Origin of the sequence: Pseudonocardia sp. HH130630-07 (assembly GCF_001698125.1) — a bacterium.
In the GTDB taxonomy this organism is placed as follows: domain Bacteria; phylum Actinomycetota; class Actinomycetes; order Mycobacteriales; family Pseudonocardiaceae; genus Pseudonocardia.
This window is the reverse complement of the sequence record NZ_CP013854.1, coordinates 3,766,187-3,792,231: the sequence shown is the minus strand read 5'-3', so window position 1 is coordinate 3,792,231 and position 26,045 is coordinate 3,766,187. Positions and strand designations below refer to the sequence as shown.

At 73.5% G+C, this 26,045-nt stretch carries 20 protein-coding genes; 6 read left to right on the top strand and 14 right to left on the bottom strand.

Annotation, left to right across the window (positions count from 1 at the left end):
* Positions 1-48: 48 nt before the first annotated feature.
* The 5 genes from AFB00_RS18010 to ctaD all read right to left on the bottom strand — a co-directional run bounded on the left by AFB00_RS18010 (position 49) and on the right by ctaD (position 7,334).
* On the bottom strand, positions 49-2,754 hold the full coding sequence (locus tag AFB00_RS18010; protein WP_068798210.1) for an AAA family ATPase: 2,706 nt from the start codon (positions 2,752-2,754) through the stop codon (positions 49-51).
* Between the two features lie 8 nt (positions 2,755-2,762).
* Entirely contained in the window at positions 2,763-3,509 is a 747-nt protein-coding gene (locus AFB00_RS18005) for a peptidyl-tRNA hydrolase (RefSeq protein ID WP_068800411.1), read from the bottom strand.
* 70 nt (positions 3,510-3,579) lie between these two features.
* Positions 3,580-4,272: a hypothetical protein gene (locus AFB00_RS18000; protein ID WP_156819615.1), complete on the bottom strand. Its 693-nt coding sequence runs from the start codon at positions 4,270-4,272 to the stop codon at positions 3,580-3,582.
* 43 nt (positions 4,273-4,315) lie between these two features.
* Positions 4,316-5,578, bottom strand: a complete 1,263-nt coding sequence (gene serB / locus AFB00_RS17995) for a phosphoserine phosphatase SerB (protein ID WP_442965813.1) — start codon at positions 5,576-5,578, stop codon at positions 4,316-4,318.
* 1 nt (position 5,579) lies between these two features.
* Positions 5,580-7,334, bottom strand: a complete 1,755-nt coding sequence (gene ctaD / locus AFB00_RS17990) for an aa3-type cytochrome oxidase subunit I (protein WP_068800409.1) — start codon at positions 7,332-7,334, stop codon at positions 5,580-5,582.
* 261 nt (positions 7,335-7,595) lie between these two features.
* Between ctaD and AFB00_RS17985 the strand changes: the two genes are divergently transcribed.
* Complete coding sequence (locus tag AFB00_RS17985; protein ID WP_083275616.1) at positions 7,596-8,726, top strand: acyltransferase family protein; 1,131 nt, start codon at positions 7,596-7,598, stop codon at positions 8,724-8,726.
* A gap of 25 nt (positions 8,727-8,751) precedes the next feature.
* Here AFB00_RS17985 and AFB00_RS17980 read toward each other — a convergent pair whose 3' ends face one another.
* Entirely contained in the window at positions 8,752-9,558 is an 807-nt protein-coding gene (locus tag AFB00_RS17980; RefSeq protein ID WP_068798208.1) for a PIG-L family deacetylase, read from the bottom strand.
* A gap of 126 nt (positions 9,559-9,684) precedes the next feature.
* Here AFB00_RS17980 and AFB00_RS17975 point away from each other — a divergent pair, with 126 nt between their 5' ends.
* The gene (locus AFB00_RS17975; RefSeq protein ID WP_068798207.1) at positions 9,685-11,277 is read left to right on the top strand and encodes a benzoate-CoA ligase family protein; all 1,593 of its coding nucleotides are present in this window, start codon (positions 9,685-9,687) and stop codon (positions 11,275-11,277) included.
* A gap of 6 nt (positions 11,278-11,283) precedes the next feature.
* On the opposite strand, the gene AFB00_RS17970 is transcribed toward AFB00_RS17975, so the two are convergent.
* On the bottom strand, positions 11,284-11,793 hold the full coding sequence (locus tag AFB00_RS17970) for a DUF3558 family protein (protein ID WP_068798206.1): 510 nt from the start codon (positions 11,791-11,793) through the stop codon (positions 11,284-11,286).
* Between the two features lie 143 nt (positions 11,794-11,936).
* Here AFB00_RS17970 and boxC point away from each other — a divergent pair, with 143 nt between their 5' ends.
* Both boxC and boxB read left to right on the top strand, forming a co-directional pair.
* Complete coding sequence (gene boxC / locus AFB00_RS17965) at positions 11,937-13,652, top strand: 2,3-epoxybenzoyl-CoA dihydrolase (RefSeq protein WP_068798205.1); 1,716 nt, start codon at positions 11,937-11,939, stop codon at positions 13,650-13,652.
* Between the two features lie 5 nt (positions 13,653-13,657).
* A complete protein-coding gene (boxB, locus tag AFB00_RS17960) occupies positions 13,658-15,088 on the top strand; it encodes a benzoyl-CoA 2,3-epoxidase subunit BoxB (protein ID WP_156819614.1) in 1,431 nt (476 codons plus the stop codon).
* A 4-nt stretch (positions 15,089-15,092) separates the two neighbouring features.
* Here boxB and AFB00_RS17955 read toward each other — a convergent pair whose 3' ends face one another.
* The 4 genes from AFB00_RS17955 to AFB00_RS17940 are packed head-to-tail and all read right to left on the bottom strand — an operon-like array spanning position 15,093 to position 19,405.
* Positions 15,093-15,923 (bottom strand): carbohydrate ABC transporter permease, encoded by an 831-nt coding sequence (locus AFB00_RS17955; protein ID WP_068798204.1) that lies wholly within the window; start codon positions 15,921-15,923, stop codon positions 15,093-15,095.
* Positions 15,924-15,937: 14 nt separating this feature from the next.
* Positions 15,938-16,882 (bottom strand): carbohydrate ABC transporter permease, encoded by a 945-nt coding sequence (locus AFB00_RS17950; RefSeq protein WP_068798203.1) that lies wholly within the window; start codon positions 16,880-16,882, stop codon positions 15,938-15,940.
* Positions 16,875-18,209: an ABC transporter substrate-binding protein gene (locus AFB00_RS17945; RefSeq protein ID WP_068798202.1), complete on the bottom strand. Its 1,335-nt coding sequence runs from the start codon at positions 18,207-18,209 to the stop codon at positions 16,875-16,877. Before AFB00_RS17945 ends, AFB00_RS17950 begins: the two co-directional genes overlap by 8 nt.
* Positions 18,206-19,405, bottom strand: a complete 1,200-nt coding sequence (locus tag AFB00_RS17940; protein ID WP_068798201.1) for a Gfo/Idh/MocA family protein — start codon at positions 19,403-19,405, stop codon at positions 18,206-18,208. The genes AFB00_RS17945 and AFB00_RS17940 overlap by 4 nt, the downstream gene beginning before the upstream one ends.
* A gap of 157 nt (positions 19,406-19,562) precedes the next feature.
* Here AFB00_RS17940 and AFB00_RS17935 point away from each other — a divergent pair, with 157 nt between their 5' ends.
* On the top strand, positions 19,563-20,303 hold the full coding sequence (locus tag AFB00_RS17935) for a TRADD-N-associated membrane domain-containing protein (RefSeq protein WP_068798200.1): 741 nt from the start codon (positions 19,563-19,565) through the stop codon (positions 20,301-20,303).
* Positions 20,304-20,306: 3 nt separating this feature from the next.
* Here AFB00_RS17935 and AFB00_RS17930 read toward each other — a convergent pair whose 3' ends face one another.
* From AFB00_RS17930 to AFB00_RS17920, 3 genes are all read right to left on the bottom strand, one after another.
* Complete coding sequence (locus AFB00_RS17930) at positions 20,307-22,337, bottom strand: tetratricopeptide repeat protein (protein ID WP_068798199.1); 2,031 nt, start codon at positions 22,335-22,337, stop codon at positions 20,307-20,309.
* A gap of 19 nt (positions 22,338-22,356) precedes the next feature.
* Positions 22,357-23,865, bottom strand: a complete 1,509-nt coding sequence (locus AFB00_RS17925; protein ID WP_231973969.1) for an alpha/beta hydrolase — start codon at positions 23,863-23,865, stop codon at positions 22,357-22,359.
* 106 nt (positions 23,866-23,971) lie between these two features.
* On the bottom strand, positions 23,972-25,177 hold the full coding sequence (locus AFB00_RS17920; protein WP_068798197.1) for a macrolide family glycosyltransferase: 1,206 nt from the start codon (positions 25,175-25,177) through the stop codon (positions 23,972-23,974).
* 87 nt (positions 25,178-25,264) lie between these two features.
* Between AFB00_RS17920 and AFB00_RS17915 the strand changes: the two genes are divergently transcribed.
* Positions 25,265-26,044, top strand: coding sequence for an alpha/beta hydrolase (locus tag AFB00_RS17915; protein ID WP_068798196.1), 780 nt, complete (start codon positions 25,265-25,267; stop codon positions 26,042-26,044).
* Position 26,045: the final 1 nt, after the last annotated feature.

The following is a 26,045-nucleotide window of genomic DNA, read 5'->3' as shown; positions in this document are numbered from 1 at the left end:
ATCGGCCGCGTCGGTAGGAACTGCGTAGATCGCGGTGCGCCGGCGGGCTCAGGGGCCGAATGCGCGGAGCTGGCGACGGGAGGTGATGCCGAGCTTGCGGTAGATGTTGCGCAGGTGGGTGTCGACGGTGCGGGTGCTCAGGAACAGGATCCCGGCGACCTCCCGCGACGTCGCTCCGGAGGCGACCTCGCGCGCGATGAGCCGCTCCTGCGCCGTCAGCGTGTCCAGCGGATCGGCGGACGCGCGCCGGGGCCGTTCCCCGGTGGCCGACAGCTCCCGGGCGGCGCGCTCGGCGAAGGACCGGGCCCCCATGCCGTCGAGCAGCTCGTGCGCGGCGCGCAGCTCGGCGCGGGCCTCGGCGCGCCGTCCCGCACGCCGCAGCCACTCGCCGAAGGTCAGCCTGGCCCGCGCGTACCCGCCGCGCGCGCGGCTGCGCGAGTACCGGTCGATCGCGTCCCGGTGCAGCGCCTCGACGTCGTTCCCGCGCTCGAGCAGCGCCCGGCCGTGCAGCGCCTGGGCCACGGCCCACGGCGTCGGGTTCGCCGCGGCTAGCGCCTCCATCCGATCCATCGCCGCGGACGCCGTCCCGGGGCGGCCGGACCGGGCGGCGGCCTCGACCAGCTCGACGTCGAGCTGCCCGACGACGTAGGAACCCGCCTGTCTGCGCTGCTCCGCGGCCAGCGCGGACCCGAGCGCGGCGTCGTAGCGGCCGAGCCCGTTGTACAGCACCGCGGTGGCGTAGGAGTCGGCCACGACCTCGTCCGGGCCGCCGGTGCGGAGCTCGGCGCGCAGCTCGCGGTGGCGGTCGACGTCGCCGCTCCAGCCGGCGAGGACGAGCTCGGCGCCGACCAGCCCGGTGATACCGCTCGCCTCGTCGATGGCACGGGCTTCGGCGAGACAGGTCGCGGCGTCGGTGAACCTGCCCAGCCCGGTCCGGGCCAGCGCCTGGTAGCGCAGCGCCTGGGAGAGCGCGGCGACCGCACCCCCGCCCCGGGCCAGCTCGACCTGGCGATCGGCGAGCTCCGCCAGGGCGTCCTCGTCGCCGAGGTCCATCGCGAGCTGGCCGGCCACGGACATCCACCAGGCGTCGGACGGATCCCCGACGGTCGCGGCGCGAGCCGTGGTCACCGCGAGCCGCATGGCCGGGACGGCCCCCTCGACGGGCAGCAGGCACTGGTCGAGCAGGGCGTCGAGGAGGAGATCCACCGGGCGGACGGTGCTCCGGCGGGGCGCGCGCTCGCGGATGGAGCGCGCGAGGCCGGTGTGCCGGCCGGGCCCGCCCTCCTGGTACATCGACGCCGCGAACGCCTCCAGGAGGATCTCGCGGGCCTCGTCGTCCGTCGTCCCCTCGGCGGCCCCGACCATCTGCGCGACGGCGCCCACCGTCCGCGCCGCCACCATCCCGATCCGGGCACGGAGCACCCGCGCGGCCCGGCGCCGGTCGGCGCCGTCGTCCGCGGGCACGAGGCGCTCGGCCCGGACGACGAGCGCACGCGCGTCGGCCGGGGCGCCGGCGTCGAGCCGGGCGCGGGCGGCGCGGAGCATGCGGGCGACCCGGTCGCCCGGCTCGGGGGTGAGCTCGGCGGCGCGTTCGAGGTAGGTCGCACAGGCCGCGAGACCGCCCCGCGACCGGGCCCGGTCTGCGGACCGGTCCAGCTCCCGGGCGATCCCGGCGTCGGGCTCGATCGCGGCGTCGGCGCGGTGCCACGCACGCCGGTCGGGATCGGTCCGCCCGTCGGTCGCCTCGGCGAGCGCGGCGTGCACCCGCCGGAACGCGCTGGGCGCCACCACCGCGTGGATCGCCGACCGGACGAGGGGATGGCGGAACGTCAGGCGGGGGCCCAGCGCCACCAGGCCCGCGTCCTCCACCTCCGCGAAGCCCGCCGGGTCGAGGTCGAGCAGGCCGGCCGCCCGGCGGAGCACCGCCATGTCACCGACCGGCTCGGCCGCGGCCAGCTCGACCAGCGACCGCGCCGCCGCGGGTAGCCGCTCGACCCGCCGGACGAACTGGTCCGACAGCTCCGCGGCGAGGCTGTCACGGTCCCGCACGCCGGGGCGGGGCAGCCCGAGCGGTCCGGCGTCGCGGGCGAACTCGACCAGCGCGAGCGGATTGCCGTGCGCCTCCGCCCGGATCCGGTCGAGCACCTCGCCGTCCAGGTCCGGGCGGGCCGTCGACCGCAGCAGGTGCAGCACGTCCTCGTCGCCCAGCCCCGTCACGCCCAGCCGGGGCAGGTCGGCCAGCTCGGGGACCCGGTCCGCGGAACGGGCGGCGAAGATCATCGCGATGCGTTCCGAGGAGAGCCGGCGGGCCACGAACGCCAGCGCCCGGCGGGACTGCTCGTCGATCCAGTGGACGTCGTCCAGCACACAGCAGACCGGGCGCTCGCGGGCGAGCGCGTCGAGGAGACCCAGACCGGCGAGCGCGACGACCAGCGGCTCGTGCGGGGCCTCGGGCCCGAGCCCGAACACCGACTCCAGTGCCCGTCGCTGGGGCTGCGGCAGGTCGGTCAGTCCCCCCAGGGCCGGCGCGCACAACCGGTGCAGGGCGGCGAAGGGCACGTCGTGCTCGAACTCGGATCCGTCCGCGTGCAGGACGGTCCATCCGTCCAGGGCCGCCGTGGACGCCGCCAGCAGGGCCGACTTCCCGATCCCGGCCTCGCCGAGCACCACCACGGCTCCGCCCCGGCCGGACCGCGCCGCGGCCGTCACCGTGCCGAGCACGGCGAGCTCGTGCCGGCGGGCCACGAAGCCCATCGTTCCTCCTACCACCGGCCCGCGTCAGCGGTGGCCAGGCAGGTGACGGTCCCGGGATCCACCTCGGTGAACCCGGCGTCCCGGACGGCGACCGGGTCCGGGCCGCCGAGCGCGTCGCACAGCCGCGCCCAGGTCCCGGCGTCCGGCGTGCGGACGGCGCACCGCGGCACGTCCGCGGGCTCGGCGACCGGCCACCCGTGGGTCGCCCCGAGCAGCATCGTCGCGTGCCCGACCTGCGCGGCGGCCTTCCCGACCGTCATCGTCACGTGCGGGTTCAGCAGCACCAGCGGAGCCCCCGCCGGCGGATCGCCGGGATCGTCGGGCTCCAGCTCGGTGCCCCCGATCTGCAACCGGGACACCTCCCGCGCGACGCCGTCGACCGGCCCGGGCAGCAACGCCCTGGCCTCGGCCCCGTCGATCTCGACAGTGACGCCCGGCAACTCCTGCACGGCCCGCCAGTGCGCTCCCCGCGCCCGGCGGGCGATCTTGCGGATCCGCCGGTCGACCCAGCCGGAGACGGCGTCGTGCCACTCCCCGCCGGGCTGGGACCGCCGATCCACGCACAGCGCCACCGCGGCCGTCGCGGCGGCGGCCAGCAGCGGTGTGCGGCCGGGCAGCGGGTCCCGCTCGATCCGCAGGACGACCGGCATCGCCCGGACGATCCCGTCCTCCGCGGGCGGGACGGGCGTGCTGTCGCGGTAGGCCAGGTAACGCCGGGCCACGCCGTCGAGCACGGGTGCCCGATCCCCATCCATGAACTTCACGATCCCTTCCCGGACGCGCGCAGCGCATGATCAGGTCGACGGCGAGCGTATCCCGGCCGGATCATCGTCCTGCTGTCGCGCCGGGCAGGTCGACCGTCTCCAGCCGCCGGTCACCGCGGACCACGCGGCGGACGGCGTCCGAGCCGAACACCTGGGTCGTCCAGCAGTCGATGTCGTTCGCCACGACGACCGTCCCCTGCTCGTCGCCCAGGACGCTCGGGGTCAGGAGGCCTGGCCCGCCACCGTCGATCACGGGGATCCGGTCACCCGGCCCGACCAGACAGAGATAGTCCCTGGTCTCCGTCCGCCACTGCGGAACCGATGGCCTCCAGCGCCGCAGGTCGGACCAGCCATGCCAGAACGCCGCCACCACGGGCCTGCCCCGTACGTGCGAGGCGAGCAGGTCGGCGAGCACGGCCCGGATCGGCTCCGGGATGCGCCCCTGCTCGGGCGGGAGGATCGTCCGTCCCGCGACCTCGAAGCCGTTCTCGAACGACGAGATCGAACCTCCCCCGACAAGGTCGGGGACCGAGGTCCCGGCCTCGAGTGCGACCCGGCGGAGACCTGCCAGCTCGCTCCATCTGAGCGCGGCGATCGATTGACCGTCGTCGTCGGAGAGGTGGAACGGATGCCGGATCAACACCGAGGGGCCGGCCCCACGGCCCCGGTCGTCGGGGAAGTACCGGACGGCCCGATCCAGCACTGGGGGCCCGGCGATCGTCCAGCCGTCCAGTAGCGAAGGCCCGTGGTCCACGCGGTGACCGTATCGTCGCGGAGCCTGCGCTCGAACCCCGTTTTCAGACGATCGGCACGCGCTGGCGCAGCACACCCTCGGCCGCGTCCGCCTCCTCCACCTCGGAGCGCGTGAGCCCCAGGACGAACAGCACCACGTCCAGGTAGGGCACCGAGACCGAGGTGTCGGCGACGTCGCGCAGCGCCTGCTTGGCGTTGAACGCGACGCCGAGACCGGCGGTGGAGAGCATGTCGATGTCGTTGGCGCCGTCGCCGACCGCGACCGTCTGCTCGACCGGGATGTCGTGGGCCTCGGCGAACCGGCGCAGCGCCACCGCCTTGCCGGCCCGGTCGACGATCTCCCCGACCACCCGGCCGGTGAGCAGTCCGTCGACGATCTCCAACTGGTTCGCGGCGACGAAGTCGAGCCCCAGCTCGTCGGCGAGACCGGCGATGACCTGCGTGAACCCGCCGGACACGACGCCGCACCGGTAGCCGAGGCGCTTCAGGGTCCGGATCGTGGTGCGGGCGCCGGGGGTCAGCTCGATCTCGGCGGCGACCTCGTCGACGACCGACGCGGGCAGCCCGCGCAGCGCGGCGACCCGGCGTTCGAGGGACTCGGCGAAGTCCAGCTGCCCGGCCATCGCCTCCTCGGTGACCCGCCGGACCTCGGTCTCCACGTCCGCCCCGGCGCGGGCCGCGAGCATCTCGATGACCTCGCCCTGGATGAGCGTGGAGTCGACGTCGAAGACGATGAGCCGCTTGCTGCGCCGGGCCAGCCCGGCCCGCGCGACCGCGACGTCCACGCCGGCCTGCCGGGCCACACCGACCAGGCGCTTGCGCAGGGTGCCGGGCGGGTAGGAGTCGGCGTCGTCGTCCGGGACCGGCGAGACGAGCAGTTCCAGGCCGGTCACCGGGTAGTCGGCGACCCGGCGGATGGCGTCGATGTTCGCCCCGACCGCGGCCAGCTCGGCGGCGATCGCACCGAACGCGCGGGCGGTGATCGGGCGGCCCAGCACCGTCACGACGTGCGTCGACGGCGGCCGGGATCCGACGACGCCGTCCCGCTGGATCTCGATGTGCACCGACATCGCGATCGAGTCCATGGCCTCGCCGACGGACTCCTGCAGGTCCTCGGCGTCCCCCTCGGGCACGACCAGCGCGCCGAGGGTGAGCCGGCCGTTCACGACGACCTGTTCCAGGTCGAGCAGTTCGACCCCGGCCGCGGTGAGCGCGGCGAACAGGACGGAGCTGACACCGGGCCGGTCCGGCCCGGTCACCGTGACGAGCACGGTCGGCCGGGCCGGATCGGGGGCGGCCAGCGCCACCTCAGTTGTGCTTGGGGTCGTCGTCCGGCATGGACTCCTTGCCGACCTGGTGGGCGAGGACCTCGGTCGGGTGCGCCCTGCCGCCGACGTGCGCCTCGGCGCGCGCCTTCTCGACGAGGTGCGGGTAGTGCAGGTCGAACGCCGGGCGCTCGGAGCGGATCCGGGGCAGCTCGGTGAAGTTGTGCCGCGGCGGCGGGGACGAGGTCGCCCACTCCAGCGAGTTGCCGAAGCCCCACGGGTCGTCGACGTCGCAGACCCGGCCGAACCGGTAGCTCTTGAACACGTTGTAGAAGAACGGCAGCGTCGAGGCGCCCAGCACGAACGCGCCGATCGACGAGATCATGTTCAGCGTGGTGAAGCCGTCCATCGGCAGGTAGTCGGCGTACCGGCGCGGGTAGCCCTCGTTGCCCAGCCAGTGCTGCACCAGGAACGTCAGGTGGAAGCCGATGAACGTCAGCCAGAAGTGGATCTTGCCGAGCGTCTCGTCGAGGAACCGGCCGGTCATCTTCGGGAACCAGAAGTAGATCCCGCCGAAGGTCGCGAACACGATCGTGCCGTAGAGCACGTAGTGGAAGTGCGCGACCACGAAGTAGGTGTCCGACACGTGGAAGTCCACCGGCGGCATCGCGAGCAGGATGCCGGTCAGGCCGCCGAAGAGGAACGTCACCAGGAAGCCGACCGAGAACAGCATCGGCGTCTCGTAGGTGATCTTGCCCTTCCACAGCGTGCCGATCCAGTTGACGAACTTGACGCCCGTCGGGATCGCGATGAGGAAGGTCGTGAAGGAGAAGAACGCCAGCATGACCGCGCCGGTCGCGTACATGTGGTGCGCCCACACCGCGACGGACAGGGCGGCGATCGCGATGGTCGCGAAGACCAGGCTCTTGTAGCCGAACAGCGGCTTGCGGGCGAACACCGGGAAGATCTCGGAGACGATGCCGAAGAACGGCAGCGCCACGATGTAGACCTCGGGATGGCCGAAGAACCAGAACAGGTGCTGCCAGAGCACCACGCCGCCGTTGGCCGGGTCGAACACGTGGGCACCGAGGTGCCGGTCCGCGGCCAGGCCGAGCAGGGCGGCGGTGAGGATCGGGAACGCGATCAGTACCAGCAGCGCGGTGATGAAGATGTTCCAGGTGAAGATCGACATCCGGAACATCGTCATGCCGGGCGCCCGCATGCAGACGATCGTCGTCACGAAGTTGACGCCACCGAGGATGGTGCCCAGACCCGAGACGACCAGACCCATGATCCACAGGTCACCACCGACACCGGGCGAGCGGATCGCGTCCGACAGCGGGGTGTAGGCGAACCAGCCGAAGTCGGCGGCGCCACCCGGGGTCAGGAAGCCGGAGACGACGATCAGGCCGCCGAACAGGTACAGCCAGTAGGAGAACGAGTTGAGTCGCGGGAACGCCACGTCGGGCGCACCGATCTGCAGCGGCACGATGTAGTTCGCGAACCCGAAGACGATCGGCGTCGCGAACAGCAGCAGCATGATCGTGCCGTGCATCGTGAACAGCTGATTGTACTGCTCGGTCGAGAGGAACTGCAGCTCCGGACGCGCGAGCTCGGCACGGATCAGCAGCGCCATCACACCGCCGACGGCGAAGAAGCCGAACGACGTGATGAGGTACAGGATCGCGATGTCCTTCGGATCCGTCGTCCGCAGCATCCTGAGGAACGTGGATCCCTTGCCCTCCCGGCGCGCCGGATACGGGCGCGTCGAGATCGGCTTGGGCTCGACGGCTGTCACCTGGGCCTCCATGCACTTGCCTGACCTGACCACGTCCTCGCGGACGGGTGGACTGTACTTCCCGGCCGGCGAGGTGCGCCCGGCGGCCGGGGAAGATCCACCGGGGGCTCCCGGCCCGTCCGCAGGACGCGTGACGATTGTGCTCTACGAAGGGTAGAACGACCACCCCCCGACCGCGTAACCAGGGCCTCGTTCCGCGGCGGATCCGAGCGCGGAGGGTGGGTCGGGGCGCCGGGTTCGATCTCTGTCACCGTATCGGGTGTGGTCGTGCGGACGTCTGATCCCGGGCGGACCGGGCCCCGGCGCCGGGAGCCCGGCTGGGACGCGCTGCGTGGCGGCTTCGTGCTGCTGGTCGTGCTCTACCACGGCACCCACCTCGGCCCGGTGCTGCATCCCGAGCTGATCCCCCGCCGGTTGTCCTTCGACCACCAGGTCGGGGCGAGCCTGCTGCTCGTCGTGTCCGCCTACTTCGCCTGCGCCACCCTCGGCCGACACTCGCCGGGGCGGTACTGGTGGAACCGGATGGCGCGGCTGCTGCCCGCGTTCGTCGTGGCGGTCCCGGTGGCCTGGATCGCGCTCCGGTTCGTCTCACCGGAGGACTGGCCGTCGCCGCCGGCCGGGGAGATGCTCACCAACTGGCTGATGCTGGGCAACTGGGACACCGACCGCTTCCCGTGGCTGGACCCCGCGTTCTGGACGCTGCCGCTGCAGCTCATGGCGTTCACCGCCGCCGCGGCGCTGAGTACCACCCGCTGGGGGTCCGGCGTCCGGCTGCGGGTGCTGCTCTGGGCCGCGGTGCTGGTGCCGCTGCTGCTCTGGCCGCTGCGGGCCCGTCCGGGGGACCCGATGGACCCGCCGGCGTGGTTCCGGATCGCCGTCGACGGGCTCGGCTTCCACCGGCTGCACCTGTTCGTCGCCGGGATCGTCGTGTGGCTGTGGTCGACCCGCCGAATGCGGCCGGGGCACGCCGCGGCGCTGCTCGCGCTGTGCGGCGCCGCCCAGTTCGTGCACGGTCTCGCCCCGGGCCCGGACGGCGTCGTCCTGATCGACGGCGACCACGTCGACGCGGTCGCCGCCGCACTGGTCTGCGCCGGGATCGTGCTGGTGGCCGTCGTGTCCCGGCTACCGCGGCCGGGCTCCTGGACACCGGCGCCACTGGCCTCCGAGATGCGCTGGCTGGCCGGCGTCTCCTACGGCGTCTACCTGGTGCACCAGACCGTCGGCTACGTCGTGATGCGGCGGCTGCAGGACGTCGGCGTCGGGCCCACGCTGCAGTCCGCCGCCATGCTGACGGTGGCCGTGTTGCTCGGCTGGCTGCTGACCCGGCTGGTGGAACGCCCGGCGCACGGCGCGCTCATGCAGGTGTGGGACCGCGCGACCGCGGCCCGCTGATCCCGCCCCGATCAGCCCCGCCCGATCAGCGCAGCGGCGCGAAGACGTCGGTCCACACGTCCGGTGCCGACGCCGGGTTCGGCTGCTCCCCGACGATGTAGAACTCGGTGCCCAGGCCCATCGCGAAGACCGGCTCGGGCATGGTCAGCATGAAGTGGTCCGGGCCCATCTGGCTGGCGTGCGCCCGCATCGACGCGCGCTTGGTCTCGGCGTACTCCACCGCCTCGACCCGGTGCGTGATCTCCGACTCGGGCTTGCCGAAGGACGGGTCGTCCGGGATCTCGGGGATCTCCGCCTCCGCGCCCCGCTCCTTGCGGAGCCCGCGCATCCCGCGCAGCATCCAGTCCCGGTTGGTGGTGTTCTGCGCGACCACCGGGACCCCGGCCAGCTCACCGGCCCGGGCACCGACCCGGTGCACCTGGATGTGGTCGGGGTGGCCGTACCCGCCGTTGTCGTCGTAGGTGGTGAGGACGTCGGCCTCCTCCTCCTCGCAGATCAGCGCGAGGCGGCGGGCCGCGTGCTCGACCGGCGCCTGCCAGAAGCAGTACGGCGCGTCGTTGCTCGGCTCGCCCATCATCCCGGAGTCGACGTAGCCGAGGAACTCCACGCGGGCGACGCCGAGGACGCGTGCCGACTCGTGGCACTCCGCGGAGCGGCGCACCGCGAGCTGCTCGCCGTCGGCGAGGACGCCGGGCACCGGCTCGCCCAGCTCGCCACGGGTGGCGAACACGAGCACGACGCGGTGCCCGAGGGCCGCGGCCTTGGCGAGCGTGCCGGCGGTGCCGATCGACTCGTCGTCGGGATGGGCGTGGAAGCTGACGAGGGTCCCCACGGCCGCGAGCCTACCCAGGCCGGGTGGGCCGGGTTCCGGGCGAGGCGTTGATCTACGAACCGTTGACGCGCCGTCGACTGTGTGTAGCATCACAGACTCCCGAAACCGGCACAGGAGCCACCCACCATGGCCGATGTCGTCAGCACGGAGTCCGGGGCCGAGGTCTTCAACGCCGCGGCCCACCTCACCGTCGCCCGGGTCGCCGCGGGCGACGGCGACCGCACCGCGCTGCGGTTCCCGGGCGGCGAGCTCACCTACGCCGGGCTGACCGGGCGCGTCCGGGCGGTCGCGGGGGCCCTGCGCGCCGCGGGGGTCCGCCCCGAGCAGCGCGTCCTCATGGTCATGCCGGACGACGCCGAGCTGGCGACCGCGATCCTCGGCACGCTGTGGGCGGGCGCCGTGGCGGTGCCGGCCTCCACCATGCTCACCGGCCGCGAGCTCGCCGTCCTCGTCCGGGACTCCCGGGCGACGACGGTGCTCGGCGGCGCCGCGTTCGCCGGCGCGGTGACCGAGGCCGTCACCGGGGCGCCGGACGTGGAACGGGTCGTCGTCACCGGCCCGGCCGCGCTCGCCGTCCCGGCCGGGGTCGCGTCGCTGACCTGGGACGAGCTGCTCGCCGGTGCGGAGCCGATGTCGGAACCGGCGCCGACCTGGGCGGAGTCCCAAGCGCTGTGGCTCTACACCTCGGGCACGACCGGACGGCCCAAGGGGGCGATGCACCGGCACGGCGACATCCGGTTCGTCGCCGACACCTACGCGGCCCGGGTGCTCGGGATCCGGCGCGACGACGTCTGCCTCTCGGTGGCGAAGCTGTTCTTCGCCTACGGCATCGGCAACTCGCTGTTCTTCCCGCTGTCGGTCGGCGCCTGCGCGGTGCTGGAGCCGTCCCGGCCGGCCCCGGAGCACTACTCCCGCCTCGTCGCGGAGCACCGGGCGACGCTGCTGTTCGCCGTCCCCAGCTTCTGGGGGCCGCTGATCGCCGCCGAGCCGCCCGCCGAGCGGTTCGCCACCGTCCGGCTCGGCGTCTCGGCGGGCGAGACGCTGCCCGCCCGGATGTTCCACGGCGTCCGCGACCGCTACGGCTTCGAGGTGCTCGACGGCATCGGGTCCACCGAGGCGCTGCACATCTTCGTCTCGAACCGGGCGGGCGAGGTCGTACCGGGCAGCTCCGGCTTCCCGGTCCCCGGCTACGAGGTCGAGCTGCGCCGCCCGGACGGCAGCGTCATCGAGGGCCCCGGCGAGCAGGGCATGCTCTTCGTCGCCGGGGACTCGCTGTGCACCGGCTACTGGTGCCGCACCGAGGTGAACCGGCTGGTCTTCCAGGGGCGCTGGATGCGCACCGGCGACCAGTACGTCCGCGGGGCCGACGGGTCGTGGACCTGCCTGGGCCGGGCCGACGACGTGCTCAAGGTCGGCGGCATCTGGGTCTCCCCCGGCGAGGTGGAGGCGCGGCTGCTGGAACATCCCGCACTGGCCGAGGCGGTCGTCGTCGGCGTACCGGACGACGACGGGCTGGACCGGCCGGTCGCGTTCGTCGTCGGGCGGGACGCCGGGTCGGTCCCGCCGGCGGCGGAGCTGATCGCGTTCTGCCGGGAGGGCCTCGCCGCGTTCAAGCGCCCGCGGCGGGTGGTGGCGGTGGAGACGCTGCCGCGCACCCCGACCGGCAAGATCCAGCGGTTCCGGCTGCGGGAGCTGGCCGCCCGGCTGCCCGCCGGCTGACCGGGATCAGGCGGCGGCACCGGTGGCGACCTCGGCCACCCGCTGCGCGCCCGGGCACCCGTCGGGGCCGATGACCAGCAGTGCGGCCCCGTCCACGTCGACGCTCACCGAGCACACCCCGTCGGCCGCCCCGTTCACGACGGCCGGACGGCCCACGATGTCGATCGCCCGGCCGCCCTCCTGCGCCATCGCCGCGGAGCTCTGGTCGTACACGCCGTCCCCGATCAGCAGCATCAGCTGAGTGGGGGGCATCAGGCTCGTCGGCAGGCCGCCGCCGCCCGAGGACGCCGGTCGCCAGGTACAGCCCTGCAGGCTGCCCGGCCCGCTCGACTCCGGTCCGCCGGCCGGCCGGCCCGGCCCGGCGAGCCCCAGGCCCGCCAGCTCGGTCTCGGGGAGCAGCGAGCACGTGTCGACCGAGGCCCAGTCCGTCCCGGAGGCGGTCGCGCACCCGGCGACGAGCAGGGCGGTCGCGGCGAGGGCGGTGAGGGCGGCGGGGAGGAGACGTCGGTTGTGCACGGGCGAACGGTCCCAGTACCGCCCCGCTCCCGGAGCTGATCTCCACCGGTCCGTAGCGATCGCGAACGATCTACACTCTTCCGTCGCACCGTCCGGAGCTTGTAGAATATGAGGCCGCGACGATGCGAGGAGGCGCCGGCCCCATGACCGCAGCCGAGGACACGGCCGAGGAGACCGTCCCGAGGGTCGACTTCGACCCGGACCCGTCGCAGTACCGGCACTGGCGGCTGGAGATCGACCCGGCGGACCCGGCCGTGGCCTGGGTGCGGCTCGACGTCGACGCCGCCGGCGGCCTGGTCGCCGGCTACGAGCTGAAGATGAACTCCTACGACCTCGGCGTCGACATCGAGCTCCACGACATCACCCAGCGGCTGCGCTTCTGCCATCCCGGTGTCCGGGCCGTCGTCCTGACCAGCGCGAAGGACCGGAACTTCAGCGCCGGGGCGAACATCCGGATGCTCGCGGGCTCCCCGCACCCGTGGAAGGTGAACTTCTGCCGGTTCACCAACGAGACCCGCAACGGCATCGAGGACTCCTCGGCGCACTCGGGCCGGCGCTGGATCGCGGCGCTGAACGGCACCGCCGCGGGTGGCGGGTACGAGATGGCGCTGGCCTGCGACACGATCCTGCTGGTCGACGACAACTCCGCCACCGTGGCACTGCCCGAGGTACCGCTGCTCGGCGTGCTGCCCGGGACCGGTGGCCTGACCCGGGTCACCGACAAGCGCCGGGTCCGCAAGGACCGGGCCGACGTGTTCGCGACCCGGCCGGAGGGCATCGGCGGCCGCCAGGCCGTGGAATGGAGGCTCGTCGACGAGGTGGTCCCCCCGCGGCGCTGGGACGAGACGGTCGCCGAGCGGGCCGCCGAGGCGGCCGCGGCGTCGTCGGGGGCGCCGGCGGGTGACGGCATCGCGCTGCCCCCGCTGGACCGCACCGAGACCGCCGACGGCATCTTCTACCCGCACGTGCGCGCGGAGTTCGACCGCGGCCGCGGCCTGGTCGAGATCACCGTCGACGGCCCGACCGGGGCCGGGCACGTGCCGGAGAGCATCGAGCGGGTGCACGAGCAGGGCGCGGACTTCTGGCCGCTGGCGATGACCCGCCAGCTCGACGACCTGATCCTGCGGCTGCGGGCCAACGAGCTGGAGCTGGGCACCTGGGTGCTGCGCACCCGCGGGGCGGTCGAGGACGCGCTGGCCCTCGAGCGCGTGATCGAGCGGTACTCCGGGCAGGACTGGCTGGTCGACGAGATCCGGCACTACTTCAAGCGCACCCTCAAGCGGCTCGACGTCACCCCGCGGTCGCTGATCGCGCTGATCGAGCCCGGCTCCTGCTTCGCCGGGGCGCTGCTGGAGCTCGCGCTGGCCTGCGACCGCCAGTACATGCTCGACGGGACCCTCGACGACGGAGACGGCGAGCAGGGCGACGAGGCCCAGATCATGCTCTCGCCGTCGAACTTCGGGACGTTCCCGATGCCGAACGGCCTGTCCCGGCTGGCCTCGCGGTTCTGGGGGGACGACGACCACATCGGGAAGCTCGGGCAGGAGACCGGCCGCCGGATCGAGGCGCGCGAGGCCGCGGAGCTGGGCCTGGTCACCGACGCCCCGGACGACATCGACTGGGACGACGAGATCCGGATCATGCTGGAGGAGCGGGCCGCGCTCTCCCCCGACGCGCTGACCGGCATGGAGGCGAACCACCGGTTCGTCGGCCCGGAGACGATGGAGAGCCGCATCTTCGGCCGGCTCACCGCCTGGCAGAACTGGATCTTCGTGCGTCCGAACGCCTCCGGGCCGGACGGCGCACTGCGCAGGTACGGCACGGGCCGCAGGGCCGACTTCGACCGCAGGCGGGTGTGAGAGCAGTGTCCACAGGGTCCACAGGGTCCATCGACTACACCGAGAAGATCCCCAACAACGTCGACCTGGCCGGCGACCGCAGGCTGCAGCGCGCGCTGGAGTCCTGGCAGCCGAACTTCCTGAACTGGTGGACGACGATGGGCCCGGCCGTGCCGACCCACGACGTCTACCTGCGCACCGCCGTCGACGTCGGCCGGGAGGGCTGGGCCCGGTTCGGGCACGTCGCGATGGAGGAGTACCGCTGGGGCGTGTTCCTCGCCGAGCGGGGCGAGGACCGGCGGATCGCGTTCGGCGAGAACCGCGGCGAGCCGGTGTGGCAGCAGGTGCCCGGCGAGTACCGCAGCGAGCTGCAGCGGCTGATCGTCATCCAGGGCGACACCGAGCCGGCGTCGGTGGAGCAGCAGCGCCGCCTCGGGGAGACCGCGCCCAGCCTCTACGACCTGCGCAACCTCTTCCAGGTCAACGTCGAGGAGGGCCGGCACCTCTGGGCGATGGTGTACCTGCTGCACGCGTTCTTCGGCCGGAACGGCCGTACGGAGGCCGAGGCGTTGCTGCACCGCAACTCCGGTGACCTCGACAGCCCGCGGATCCTCGGCGCGTTCAACGAGGAGACCCCGGACTGGCTGAGCTTCTTCATGTTCACCTACTTCACCGACCGCGACGGCAAGTACCAGCTCGGCACGCTGAAGGAGTCGGCGTTCGACCCGCTGTCGCGGACGTGCGAGTTCATGCTCAAGGAGGAGGCCCACCACATGTTCGTGGGCACCACCGGCATCGACCGGGTGATCCAGCGGACCTGCGAGCTGATGCGCGCCCACGACACCGCCGACATCGCCCCGCACGGCGGCATCCCGCTGGCGGTCGTCCAGCGCTACATCAACTTCCACTACTCGGTCTCGCTCGACCTGTTCGGCTCCGAGCGCTCCACGAACGCCGCGAACTACTTCACCGCCGGGCTCAAGGGCCGCTGGCAGGAGGAGCGCCGCGACGACGACCACCTGCTCACCGAGCACGGCTGCGACATGGAGCTGGTGCAGGACGGCGCCATCGTCACCGACCAGGTCCCGGCGCTGCTGGCGCTGAACCTGGACCTGCGCGACGAGTACGTGAAGGACTGCCGGTCGGGGCTCAAGCGCTGGAACCGGATCCTGGAGAAGAACGGCTTCGACGAGCGCGTCTACCTGCCGCACGTCGGCTTCAACCGCGAGGTCGGGCTGTTCGCCGGGCACCACGTGACCCCGCGCGGCGACCTGGTCGGGGCGGACGTCTGGGCCGCCCGGCGGGACGACTGGCTGCCGTCCGACACCGACCGCACCCACGTGCAGAACCTGATGCGCCCGGTCTACGAGCCCGGCCGGATCGCGGGCTGGATCGCACCGCCGTCGAACGGCATCAACGGCAAGCCGTTCGACTACGAGTACGTGCACCTGGCCTGAGCACTCATCTCAGCCCGGAGCTGGCCAGCCCGTCGACCACCCGGCGCTGGAGCAGCACGAACAGGATGATCATCGGGGCGCTGGCCATCACGCTGGCGGCCATGACGACCGGGTAGTCGACCGGTCGTTTCCCGGCGAGCGTCGCCAGGCCGGCCGACAGCGGCATGGCGGAGCTCTCCGGGGAGACCACGAGCGGCCACAGCAGCTCGTTCCAGCTCCACAGCGCCGCGGTGATCGTCAGGACCCCGACGGTCGGCCGGACCAGCGGGAACATCACCCGCCAGAAGATCGTCCAGGTGCTCGCCCCGTCGATCCGCGCGGCCTCCTCCAGCTCGTGGGGCATCGCCAGGAACGCGGTGTACATGAGGAACGTGCCGAACGCGCTGAACAGGCCGGGCAGGACGAGCCCGCCGACGGTGTTGAGCAGCCCGAGGTCCTGGATGATCTGGTACTGCGGGAGCAGGTAGGCCTGGGTGGGCACCATGAGGATCGACAGCACCAGAGCCAGCAGGAGGGCCCGGCCGCGGAACCGCATCCGGGCGAACGCGTAGCCGGCCATCGAGCAGAGGACCACCTGCGAGACCGTCCGCAGCACCGTGATCAGCACGGAGTTCTGCAGCTGGTCGAGGAACGGGATCCGTTCCAGCGCCTCGGCGTAGTTGCCCCACTGCAGCACCTCGGGCCACAGCACCGGGGTGGCGGCGCGCACCTCGGCGTCGGTGGACAGCGAGAGCACCAGCAGCCACAGGAACGGGAAGGCGACGAGCACCGCCCCCGTCCCCAGCACCAGGTGCGCGCCGAGGTTCGACCCCCTGCGGGCCCTGGGTCGTGCCACGGGTCGTGCTGCCGTCACCGGTTCCACCTCCGCTGGAGGGCGAGCTGCAGGTAGGTCAGGACGCCGATCACGACGAAGATCAGCATCGCGATGGCCGCCGCGTAGCCGCGGTCGTCGTAGACGAAGCCGGACTGGTAGAAGAAGAACACCAGCGACATGTTCGGCAGGATCACCGGGCTGTCCGGGCCGACCAGGACGAACAGCAGGTCGAACAGCTGGAACCCGGTGATGACGACGATGACGCCGAGGAACGCGATCGTCGGGACGATCTGCGGCACGGTGATCGACACGAGCTGCCGCCACCGGGACGCCCCGTCGAGCTCGGCCGCCTCGTAGATCTCGACCGGGATGGTGCGCAGCGCGGCCGAGACCACGATCATCGCGAACCCGAGGATCGACCACACGCCGACGATCGCGACCGCGACGATCACCACCGACGGGTCGCTGAGCCAGTACGGCCCGTCGATGCCCACCACCCGCAGCGCACCGTTGAGGATGCCGAAGTCCCCGCCGAGGATCGCCCGCCAGACCACACCGATCGCGGTCGGCATCGCGACGTAGGGCATCAGGAACAGCACCCGGTAGAGCGCGGCGAAACGCAGCCCCGGCCGGTTGAGCAGGCTCGCCAGGTAGACCGCGAGCGGGATGGCGAGCAGGCTCAGCGCGGTGTAGAGCAGCGTGTTGAGCAGGCTGCGGTAGAGCAGCGGATCGGCCAGCAGCCGGGCGTAGTTGTCCAGCCCGGCGAACGTCGCGCCGCCGAACACCCCGAAGTCGGTGAACGAGAACCCGGCGTTCTGCAGGATCGGCCAGAAGTAGAAGACCACGACGCCGGTCACGAGCGGCCCGGCGAACACCAGCGGCCAGACGCCGCTGCCGCGGCGCCGCGGGCGCGGCGGGCCGGTCCCGGCGGACGGGGTGCGGGTCGCCGGGACCGGCGCGGTGGTGGTCGTGTCACTCATCGGCTGCCTCCGCGGCCTGCTCGGCGAGGATCTCGTCGACCCGGCCCGCGAGCTCGGGCAGGACCTCGTCGACGGTGCGGGCGCCGGAGAACACGTCGGGCAGCAGCGCCCGCTCGGCGGCGTCCCACTCGTCGGTCTTGCGCCCCACCGGCAGCGGCCGGGCGTAGGCGAGCGAGTCGACGAACGAGCGCAGGTTCGCCCCCGGCGGCAGGGAGCCGACGAAGCCGTCCTGGGTGCCCGTCCGGGCCGGGATGGCCGCCCCGCTGTCGCCGAGGATCCGTTGCGCCCGGTCGCCGGCGAGGAAGACCTGGAAGGCCTGCGCCGCCTGCTGCTCCGGGCTGGACGCGGCGACGACGTTGCCGAGCCCGTGCACCACGGTCGCGGCGCGCTCGCCGCGGGGCAGCGGCAGGGCGAGCACGTCGTCCGCCTCGTCCGCGGAGAGACCGGCCCGGAACCAGCTCCCACCGATCATCATGCCCAGCCGGCCCCCGAGGAAGCGCTCCTGCGCCGGGGAGTCGACGAGCTGCGGGAAGGTCGGCGACGCACCGCTGGTGATCAGGTCCCGCCAGAACCCGATCCCGGCCCGGCCGGCCGGGGTGTCCAGCCCGGACCGGCCGTCGGCGAAGACCTCGCCGCCGGCCTGGAGGACGGTGTTGTAGTAGCTGCTCTGGCTGTCGCCCAGATCGCTCGCGACGCCGTGCACCCCCTCGGCGCCGAGCGCCGCGGAGATCCGCACACCGAGGTCGCGCACCTGCTCCCAGGTCAGGTCCGGACCGGGCAGCGGGACGCCGGCGCGTTCGAAGATCCGCTTGTTGACCCAGAGCCCGATGGTGTCGAAGTCCTTCGGCACGGCGTACCGGACGTCGTCGTGGGTGTAGAGGTCCACCAGCGGCCGGGGGTAGGCCGCCGGGTCGATGTCCCCGGCCTCGACCGCGCCGGTGATCGGCACGAGCTTGCCGTGCGAGGCGTACAGCTCCAGGTTGCGCGCGTTGAGCCAGAACACGTCGGGCAGGACGCCGCTGGTGGCCTGGGTCTTGAGCTTGGTGAAGTACTGGGCGAACGGTGTGATGTCGACCGTGACCTCGATGCCCGGGTACTCCTCGTGGAACGCCTCGATCGTCTGCTCGATCGCGGGCAGCTGGTTGCGGTCCCACATGGCGTAGCTGATCGAGGCCTGCAGGTCGCGCGGAGCCCGCTCGTACGGAGCGGGGGCGGGATCGACGTAGCCGCCGGCGCACCCGGTGAGCAGCAGCGTGAGCGCGCCGACGAGCGCCGCCGCGATCCGGGGGGCGCGCGGACGTCGCTGTCCGGGCGGAACGGGGATCATCGGACCAGCCCGCCCCCCGCCACCTTCGCGAAGTGGGCGAGCACCCGGTCGCCGGGCGGCGGGACCTCCCGCGGCCGGGAGCCGTCGCGCAGCGACTCCGCGGCGAGCACACCCGCCGCGACCGCGGCCCGGGCCGCGAGCGGGGTGACCGACACCGGGGCCCCGTCCGCCACGTGGGCGACGAACTCGGCCACGGTGAGCAGGTCGGCGTCGTCGTGGCCGGCCTCGACCCCGTCGATCGGGTACTCGATGTCGCCCTCGACCGAGAAGTCCCGGCGCCGGTTCCACACCCGCACGACCCCGCCGCCGGTGTCGCCGACGTTCTCCAGCCGGCCGTGGGTGCCGATCACGGTGTAGTTGCGCCAGTAGTCCGGGGTGAAGTGGCACTGCTGGTAGCTGGCGAGCACCCCGTTGTCCAGGGTCATCATCATCATGGAGACGTCCTCGACGTCGACCACCGGATTGAGCCCGGTCGCCTCGGTCGGCGGCCAGTTGTCGTGGGAGAACCAGTCCGACATCCGCTCCCCGGACCGGTCCCGGCGGTCGGTGACGCCGCCGTAGACCATCAGGTCACCCATGCCGACCACGCGCCGGGAGTCCCCGCCGGCCAGCATGTGGACGACGTCGATGTCGTGGCTGGCCTTCTGCAGCAGCAGGGTCCCGGTGTAGCGGCGGTCGGCGTGCCAGTCCTTGAAGTAGTAGTCACCGCCGTTGCCGACGAAGTGCCGCACCCAGATCGACCTGACCTCGCCGATCTCGCCCCGGTCGACGACGTCCTTCATGATCCGTACGACGGCGGCGTTGCGGTAGTTGTGGCCCACGTAGAGCGGGGTGCCGGTCTCGGCGGCGACCTCCAGCACCCGGTCGGCGTCGTCGATCCGCAGCGCGAGCGGCTTCTCCAGGTAGACCGCGATCCCGGCGCGGAGCAGCTCGACCGCGAGGTCGGCGTGGGTGTGGTCCGGGGTGCCGACGATCGCGGCGTCGATCCCACCGGCCGCGATCAGGCCCGCCAGGTCCGGGTACACCGCAATGTCGCCGAAGCGCACCCGGGCCAGGTCCCGGGCCGCCGGGTCGGGATCGACCGCCGCGACGACCGCGCTGCCCGGCCGCACCGTGGCGACGTGCCGCGCGATCCGGCTCCGTTCACCGGCCCCCACCACGGCGACCCGGAGGGTCCGCGCCGTCCCGTCCGTCATCCGGCCTCTCCTTCGCTCGCCGCCGGTCGATCACACGATCTGATTGATAGTGCTTTTTCTCCGGCCGAAACGAACGTTAGCGCGCAGAACCGAGGTGGTTCAAGACGCGGTTCCCGGACGACGCCCGGCACGCGCCCCCGCGCGCTACCGTCGATCGATGGCAGCCCAGCGGTTCGCGACGCTCGCCCAGGCCGGTGCCGCGGCGGCCGGACCCGTGGTGCCCGCCGTCGTCGCGCTCACGATCCTGGTGGCGGTGTTCGGCGTGGTGTGGGCCGGCCGGGCCCGGCGGCGCGGGTTCCTCGAGGAGGCCGCGCACGCGCGGCAGGTGTTCGCCGCCCTGGACGGTCCGGCGGACCCGCCCGCCGGCCCGACGGTGCGGCTGTCGGCCCGGCGCCGCTCCCGCCCGGACCCGGCCCCGGACACCGTCCGGACCGAGGAGCTGGACGCGGTCACCCGGGTCGCGGCCCGGGAGGCGGAGCTGTACCTGCAGCACCACCGGATGGCGTTGCGCCACCACGCCGCCTACCAGCAGGCGTCGCTGTGGTGCGGGCTGCTCGGGTTCTCCGTCGTTCTCGTCGGGGCGACACTGACCTCGCTCGCCGGGCTCGACGTCGGTGTCGTGACGGCGCTGGCGGGGGCCATCCCGACGGCGGCCGGCGGGCTCCTACTGCGGCAGGCCACCGCCGTCGGCGACCGGGCCGCGGCCAACCTGCACGGCTTGGAGGAGAGCGTGCGGCGCTTCGGCGCGCTGCACGGGGCGCTCGCGGCGGCGGCCGAGATCGAGGACCGGCGGGTCCGGGACCGGATGTACGAGAGCATCGGCATGCGGATGCTCGCCCCGGGCACCGGGCCCGGCACCGGAGGGCACCCGGCGGAACCGGACTCCGACGCCGGCTGAGGCTCACCGCCCCCGCAGGCCGCGCAGACGCTGCTCGGCGATCCGGCGGTTCGGCGCGTCCAGGGCGGGATGGTCGCGCGCGTACTCGAACATCCGCACCGCGTCGGCCCGCCGGCCGCGGTTCTCCAGCACGCCCCCGATGTTCAGCGCCGCCTTCGGGACGACGTCGGGGACGATCCCCAGCGCCTGTCCGCGCAGCGCGTACACCTCGCGGTAGCGGCGCAACGCCTCGTCGACGTCGCGGCGCCCGTGCGCGATGGTGCCCAGCCACAGCAGCGCCTGCGCCCGGAAGTCGACGTTCTCCGAGGCGAGCGCGGCCCGCAGGGCCGGCTCTGCGCCGTCCGGGTCGGCCCGGTCCAGCCAGAGCATCTTGCCGAGGCAGAACCCGGACGCCGCGGCGTGCTCGCTGCCGGGCACGACCTCCATGCAGCGCCGGTACGCCGCGATCGCGCCCTCGACGTCACCGAGCTGCTCGCGGCTCATCCCGAGCAGCGGGTACAGCGCCACCGAGTCGACGGTCTCGCCGCCGTCGAGCACGGCGGAGAACAGACGCTCGGCGTCGGCGTACTCGCCCGCGTCGTAGTGCTGCTGCGCCCGGCGCGTCTGCCGCTCGTAGTGGCGCCGCAGCACCTCGGCGTCGAGCTGCAGGGGTTCGCCCGACGCGTTCGACAGACCGGCCTCCAGCGCGCGGCGGAGCCCGGGGTCGCCTCCGTCGGCCATCGGCTCGCGCCAGGAGCCGGACGCGCGCTCCGGCCGCCGCCTGCGCAGCCACCGGAAGCGGGGCGCGAACCGGGTGCCGGGGACGGCCCCCGTCCGGTCGATGAGCACGTCGAGGTCGTCCCGGATGTCGCCGAGGAAGGACTCGAACGGCTCCACCCAGGTGTGCGCGCTGAAGTTGCCGTGCTCGGTCAGGTGGGCGTAGAGCGCCCGGAACCGGTCGTGGTTGGACGGATGGGTGGACCGGTCCCCGGCCGCGCGGGCCCGGCGGCGGGTCGGGGCGTCCCGGCCGGCGACGGTGACGCCGTGCCTGCCCAGCCGCTCCTCGACCACGTCGAGGAACTCGAAGTACAGCAGCGCCACGCACGGGGCGGCCAGCGAGACGTCCTTCTTCAGCGGCGCGGAGTCGCCGGTGAACAGGTCGTCGAACATCGCCAGGCCCGGTTCGAGGTTCGCACTGCCGCTGAAGGCGCCGATCACCGCGTCCTGCCCCCAGGTGTCGGCCTCGAACTCCATCGCGCGGGACCGTTCCAGCAGCGAGAACCCGGAGCCGGGGCCCGCCGGGTGCAGGTCGTCGGCGTGCCGCAGGACCGCGTGGCCGTACTCGTGGCACAGGACGAACGCGGACATGATCCGGGTCAGCGGCATCGTCAGGAAGCGGACCACCGTCGGGATCCCGACGAGCCCGGCCGGCCGCAGCGGGCCGACCCCGAGGAACTGCAGGGCCGTGTCCACCGCCTGGACCCGCAGTGCCCCGCGGGTCCGCTCGTCGGTGACGAAGGGGGTGCCGGCGCCACCGCCGATCGACCCGGTGCGCAGCAGCGGGAAGACGCTGCGGTTCATCCCGAACAGGTAACCGGCCAGGCCCTGGTGGACGACGATGGCCGGCACCGCGGAGTCCGCGAAGGTGATGCACTCGGCGTTCGGCTCGTAGGTGGGCAGGATCCCGACCGGGATCTTCCGCAGGTCGGCCCGCCACCGCGGCGGGGCGAGCCCGAGGGCGGCGTCCTTCAGGTCGGCGGCGAGGCCGGTGGTGTCGGCACCGAGCCGGGCGAGGCTCCGCCGGGTCCGCGCGGCGTCGGCCCGGCTCGCCCTCCGGAGCCGGTTCTCCCGGTTGCGGGGTGCCGGCGGTGTATCGAACGTCCCCCCGCCCTCGGCGCGGACCACGGTGAACTCGACCCGGCGCACGGTCTCCCCGCAGGTCGGGCAGGAACCGCCGCGCAGCTCGTCGGCGACGGCGAGGAGCGCGGCGGTGTCGACGAGCGGGCCGGCCCAGACGATGTGCCCGCACTCCGCACGCCGGACGAACGCCTGCACCGCCGCCGCCCTCCCGGGATCAGCCCCCGGCGCCCGGGTCCGGCGGCGGCAGCGCGGGACACTGCGCGTCCGACCGGTCCCCCGGCACCCGCTCCGGCAGCGCGCCGGTCAGCAGGTAGTCGGCCACCTTGTCGTCCACGCACGCCACGCCGGACAGCGACGCCGAGTGGGTGTGCCCCTCGACGCCCTCGATCAGCGACGAGCCGGGGAAGGTCCGGCGTGCCTGCAGCGCACCCTCGTACGGGGTGGCGCCGTCGTAGGTCTCCGAGATCAGCAACGGCCCCTGCTCCAGGGTCCCCTCGACCTCGGGCGCCGGGCCCGGCGGCACCGGCCAGTCCAGGCACGGCGCGTTGTACCAGGCGTTGCCCCAGGTCTCGAACGGCGCGACCCGGTCGGTCTCGGTGTTGTCCGCGCGCCAGGTCTCCCAGTCCGCAGGGAACGGTGCGTCCGTGCACTGGGTCGCGAGGTAGATGGCGTAGTTGTTGTCGTCGGTCGGCGATCCGGCCTGGTCGTACGCGGCCACCAGCGCCGCGGCGTCACCCCGGTCGCCGGCCACGAAGGCGTTCACGACGGCCGTGTACTCGGACACGTTGTACCCGGCCCGCAGGAAGATGTCGGTCCACTCCGAGGAGCCGATCTTCCCGCCGGCCGGTGCCGCGCGGAGCTCCTCGGAGATCTCCGAGTAACGCTTCTCGACGGCGTCGCCGGTGGTGCCGAGGTGGTAGACGCCGTCGTACTTGGCGACCCAGTCGAAGAACACCTGGATGTTGCGCTCGAACGCGACGTCCTGGTTCAGGTTCGCCTGGTACCACCAGTACCGGGGATCGGCGACGCCGTCGAGCACCATCCGCCGGACCTGCTCGGGGAACATCGTGGCGTAGACCTGGCCGAGGAACGAGCCGTAGGAGTAGCCGTAGTAGTTGATCTGCTCGGCACCGAGCGCCTGGCGGATCAGGTCCATGTCGCGCACCGTGTCCTCGGTGCGCAGGTGCTCCAGCAGCTCACCGCCCGCCGCGCCGCAGGCCTGCGCGTAGGCCTTCGTCCGGGGCAGCCAGGCCGCCTCGGCGCCGTTCTCCGGGCGGTAGTCCGGCCGGGCGTAGCCGCCGTAGTCGGCGTCGCAGCTCAGCGCGGGCCGGCTCGATCCCACCCCGCGCGGGTCGAAGCCGATCCAGTCGTAGGCGCCGCCCGCACCCTTCGGCACGGCCGCACCGAGCCGGCTCAGCCCCAGGCCGGACCCGCCGGGCCCGCCCGGGTTGACCAGCATGACGCCCTGGTACGCGTCCTCGGGCACGGTGTGGCGGACCCGGGAGACCGCGATCTCGATCTTCTTCCCGGCCGGGTCGGCGTGGTCGAGCGGCACCGGCAGCAACCCGCACTCGGCGCGGGCCGCAGCCAGCGCGGGCGCGGTGCACGGCGCCCACGCGATCGCCGGTGGTGGTGGAGGAGGAGCGGGTGCGGCCACCGCGGGCGTGGCGATGCCGACGGTCACCCCCACCGCTACCAGCAGCGTCACGACCGTTCTGCGCACCGACCCCCACCTTCCCCCGACCGAGGGCGCAGACGTTGCCATTCGCAACACTGGGTCCACAATCGCCACGCCGCCGGTGGACACGATCGGATGAGCGCAGGCAACCTCAGCGTCCGCAGACGCCACCCGGACAGCCCAGGCACCGCGCCGGAGGGAGCAACGACTCGACGACGTCGGCCGCCTGGGCTGCCCCTCCCGCCGCCCGCGCGACGGCCTTCTGCTCGGCGCACCGGCCCGCGACGGCGTCCGACGAGGCGACCCGCAGCACCGCCTCACGCAGCGCCTCCGGCGTGACCTGCTCGGCCGGCAGGTGCTCGCCGACCCCGAGCTCGGCGATCCGCGCCGCGTTGCCGAACTGGTCGACGGCCTGGGGCACGGCGACCATCGGCACGCCGTGCCAGAGCCCCTCGGCGCAGCCGCCCATCCCCGCGTGCGTCACGAACGCCGACGCGTGCGCGAGCACGGCGAGCTGCGGGACCCACTCCGCGACCCGGACGTCGTCCGGGATCTCGCCGAGCTCCGACCGGTCGACGTGCGGGCCCACGGCGAGCACCGTCGTCCAGCCGGTGCCGTGCATCGCGGCGATCGCGTCCCGCCAGAACCCCGGCCGGTCGGTGTAGGCGGAGCCGAGCGAGACCAGCAGCAGCGGGCCGCGCGGTTTCGGCCACAGTCCCTGGTGCGAGCGGTCGCCGATGACCGGCCCGACGAACGTGTGGCGCTCCCGGTCGACCCGGTCGAGGTTCGGCTGCATGGCCTCCGGGATCAGCACCACCGAGCGGTCCGGGCGGCCGAGGAACTCCCGGTTCCCGACGCCGGCGCCGACCTCGTCGAGCCAGGCGTCCAGCTCGGCCCGCCAGGCGAGGCCGTCCGGGGCGTCGAGGAAGGCGAACGCCTCGGCCATCTCCTGCTCGAAGCCCTCCCAGGCGACCATGTGCGGGGCCAGCTCGACCCGCGGGATCCCCCACACCCGCGACAGGGCGTGCCCGGCCCAGCCGCTGCCGTCGTAGCAGACGAGGTCCGGGTGCTCGTACTGCAGCGCGTCGGCGATCTGCGCGTACGCGGAGCGGGCCTCGTCGGAGAACAGCCGCATCGCCGCGACGCCGCCGTCCGGCCACTGCTCCCCGCGCGCCGGATCGGGCAGGTCGGTGCGGATGCGCAGCGGCGCCGCACCGGTCGCGGCGACGGGCTCGGCGAAGCGTTCCGGCACCGGGTAGGTGACCCGGTGCCCGCGTGCGACCAGCTCGGCCACCACCGGCAGGTTGGGGTGGACGTGACCGTGCGCGGCGGTGGTGGACATCAGGATGTGGGCCATGGCGGCACCGATCCTGCCCGGCGCCGCGCCCCGTCCGCATCCGGGCCCGGTTGACCCCGGCGACGCCCGCCCGAGACGATCATCGACGTGGCCCGCCTGCGCTGTGACCTCGTCGCCGACTCGCTCGGGCTGGCGACCTCGGTCACCGTCCTGCTCCCGCAGCCGTCGCGCACCCGGATCGGGGCCGGGGTCCGCGACCCCGGCGCACCGCCACCGGTGCTGTACCTGCTGCACGGGCTCTCCGACGACGACACGGCGTGGTCGCGCTACACCGCGATCGAGCGGTACGCCGACGAGCTGGGCCTGGCCGTCGTCATGCCGCAGGTGCACCGCAGCTTCTACACCGACGAGGCGTACGGCGGCCGGTACCGGACCTGGGTCTGCACCGAGCTGCCCGAGCTCGTCGGGCGGTTCTTCCGGGTGTCCGGCGACCCGGCCGAGACGTTCGTGGCCAGGCTGTCCATGGGTGGTTACGGCGCGCTGCGCTGGGCGCTGGCCGAGCCGGGCCGGTTCGCCGCGGCGGCCTCGCTGTCCGGGGTGCTCGACATCGGCGCGCTGGTGCAGGGCCCACCGCGCGAGGAGGACCCGCGGATCTGGGAGCGGATCTTCGGCGGCGAGCCGGTGACCGGCACCGGCGCCGACCTGTTCGCCCTCGTCGACGCGCTCGCGGAACCGGCGCACACGCCGTCGCTCTACGTCTGTGCCGGTACCGAGGACCCGCTGCACCCGCACACGGTCCGGTTCGCCCGGCACGCCCGCGCCGCCGGTCTCGACGTGACCACCCACTCCGGGGCCGGCGAGCACGCCTGGTCCTACTGGGACGCCCGGATCCGCGACGTCCTGGACTGGCTGCCGCTGGCCCGCTGAG

Bases quoted from the DNA above. Each gene is read 5' to 3' on its own strand.
- AFB00_RS18010 (WP_068798210.1), bottom strand. From the start codon at position 2,754: ATGGGCTTCGTGGCCCGCCGGCACGAGCTCGCCGTGCTCGGCACGGTG.
- AFB00_RS18005 (WP_068800411.1), bottom strand. From the start codon at position 3,509: ATGGATGGGGATCGGGCACCCGTGCTCGACGGCGTGGCCCGGCGTTAC.
- AFB00_RS17975 (WP_068798207.1), top strand. From the start codon at position 9,685: ATGGCCGATGTCGTCAGCACGGAGTCCGGGGCCGAGGTCTTCAACGCC.
- boxC (WP_068798205.1), top strand. From the start codon at position 11,937: ATGACCGCAGCCGAGGACACGGCCGAGGAGACCGTCCCGAGGGTCGAC.
- AFB00_RS17950 (WP_068798203.1), bottom strand. From the start codon at position 16,882: ATGAGTGACACGACCACCACCGCGCCGGTCCCGGCGACCCGCACCCCG.
- AFB00_RS17945 (WP_068798202.1), bottom strand. From the start codon at position 18,209: ATGATCCCCGTTCCGCCCGGACAGCGACGTCCGCGCGCCCCCCGGATC.
- AFB00_RS17940 (WP_068798201.1), bottom strand. From the start codon at position 19,405: ATGACGGACGGGACGGCGCGGACCCTCCGGGTCGCCGTGGTGGGGGCC.
- AFB00_RS17935 (WP_068798200.1), top strand. From the start codon at position 19,563: ATGGCAGCCCAGCGGTTCGCGACGCTCGCCCAGGCCGGTGCCGCGGCG.
- AFB00_RS17920 (WP_068798197.1), bottom strand. From the start codon at position 25,177: ATGGCCCACATCCTGATGTCCACCACCGCCGCGCACGGTCACGTCCAC.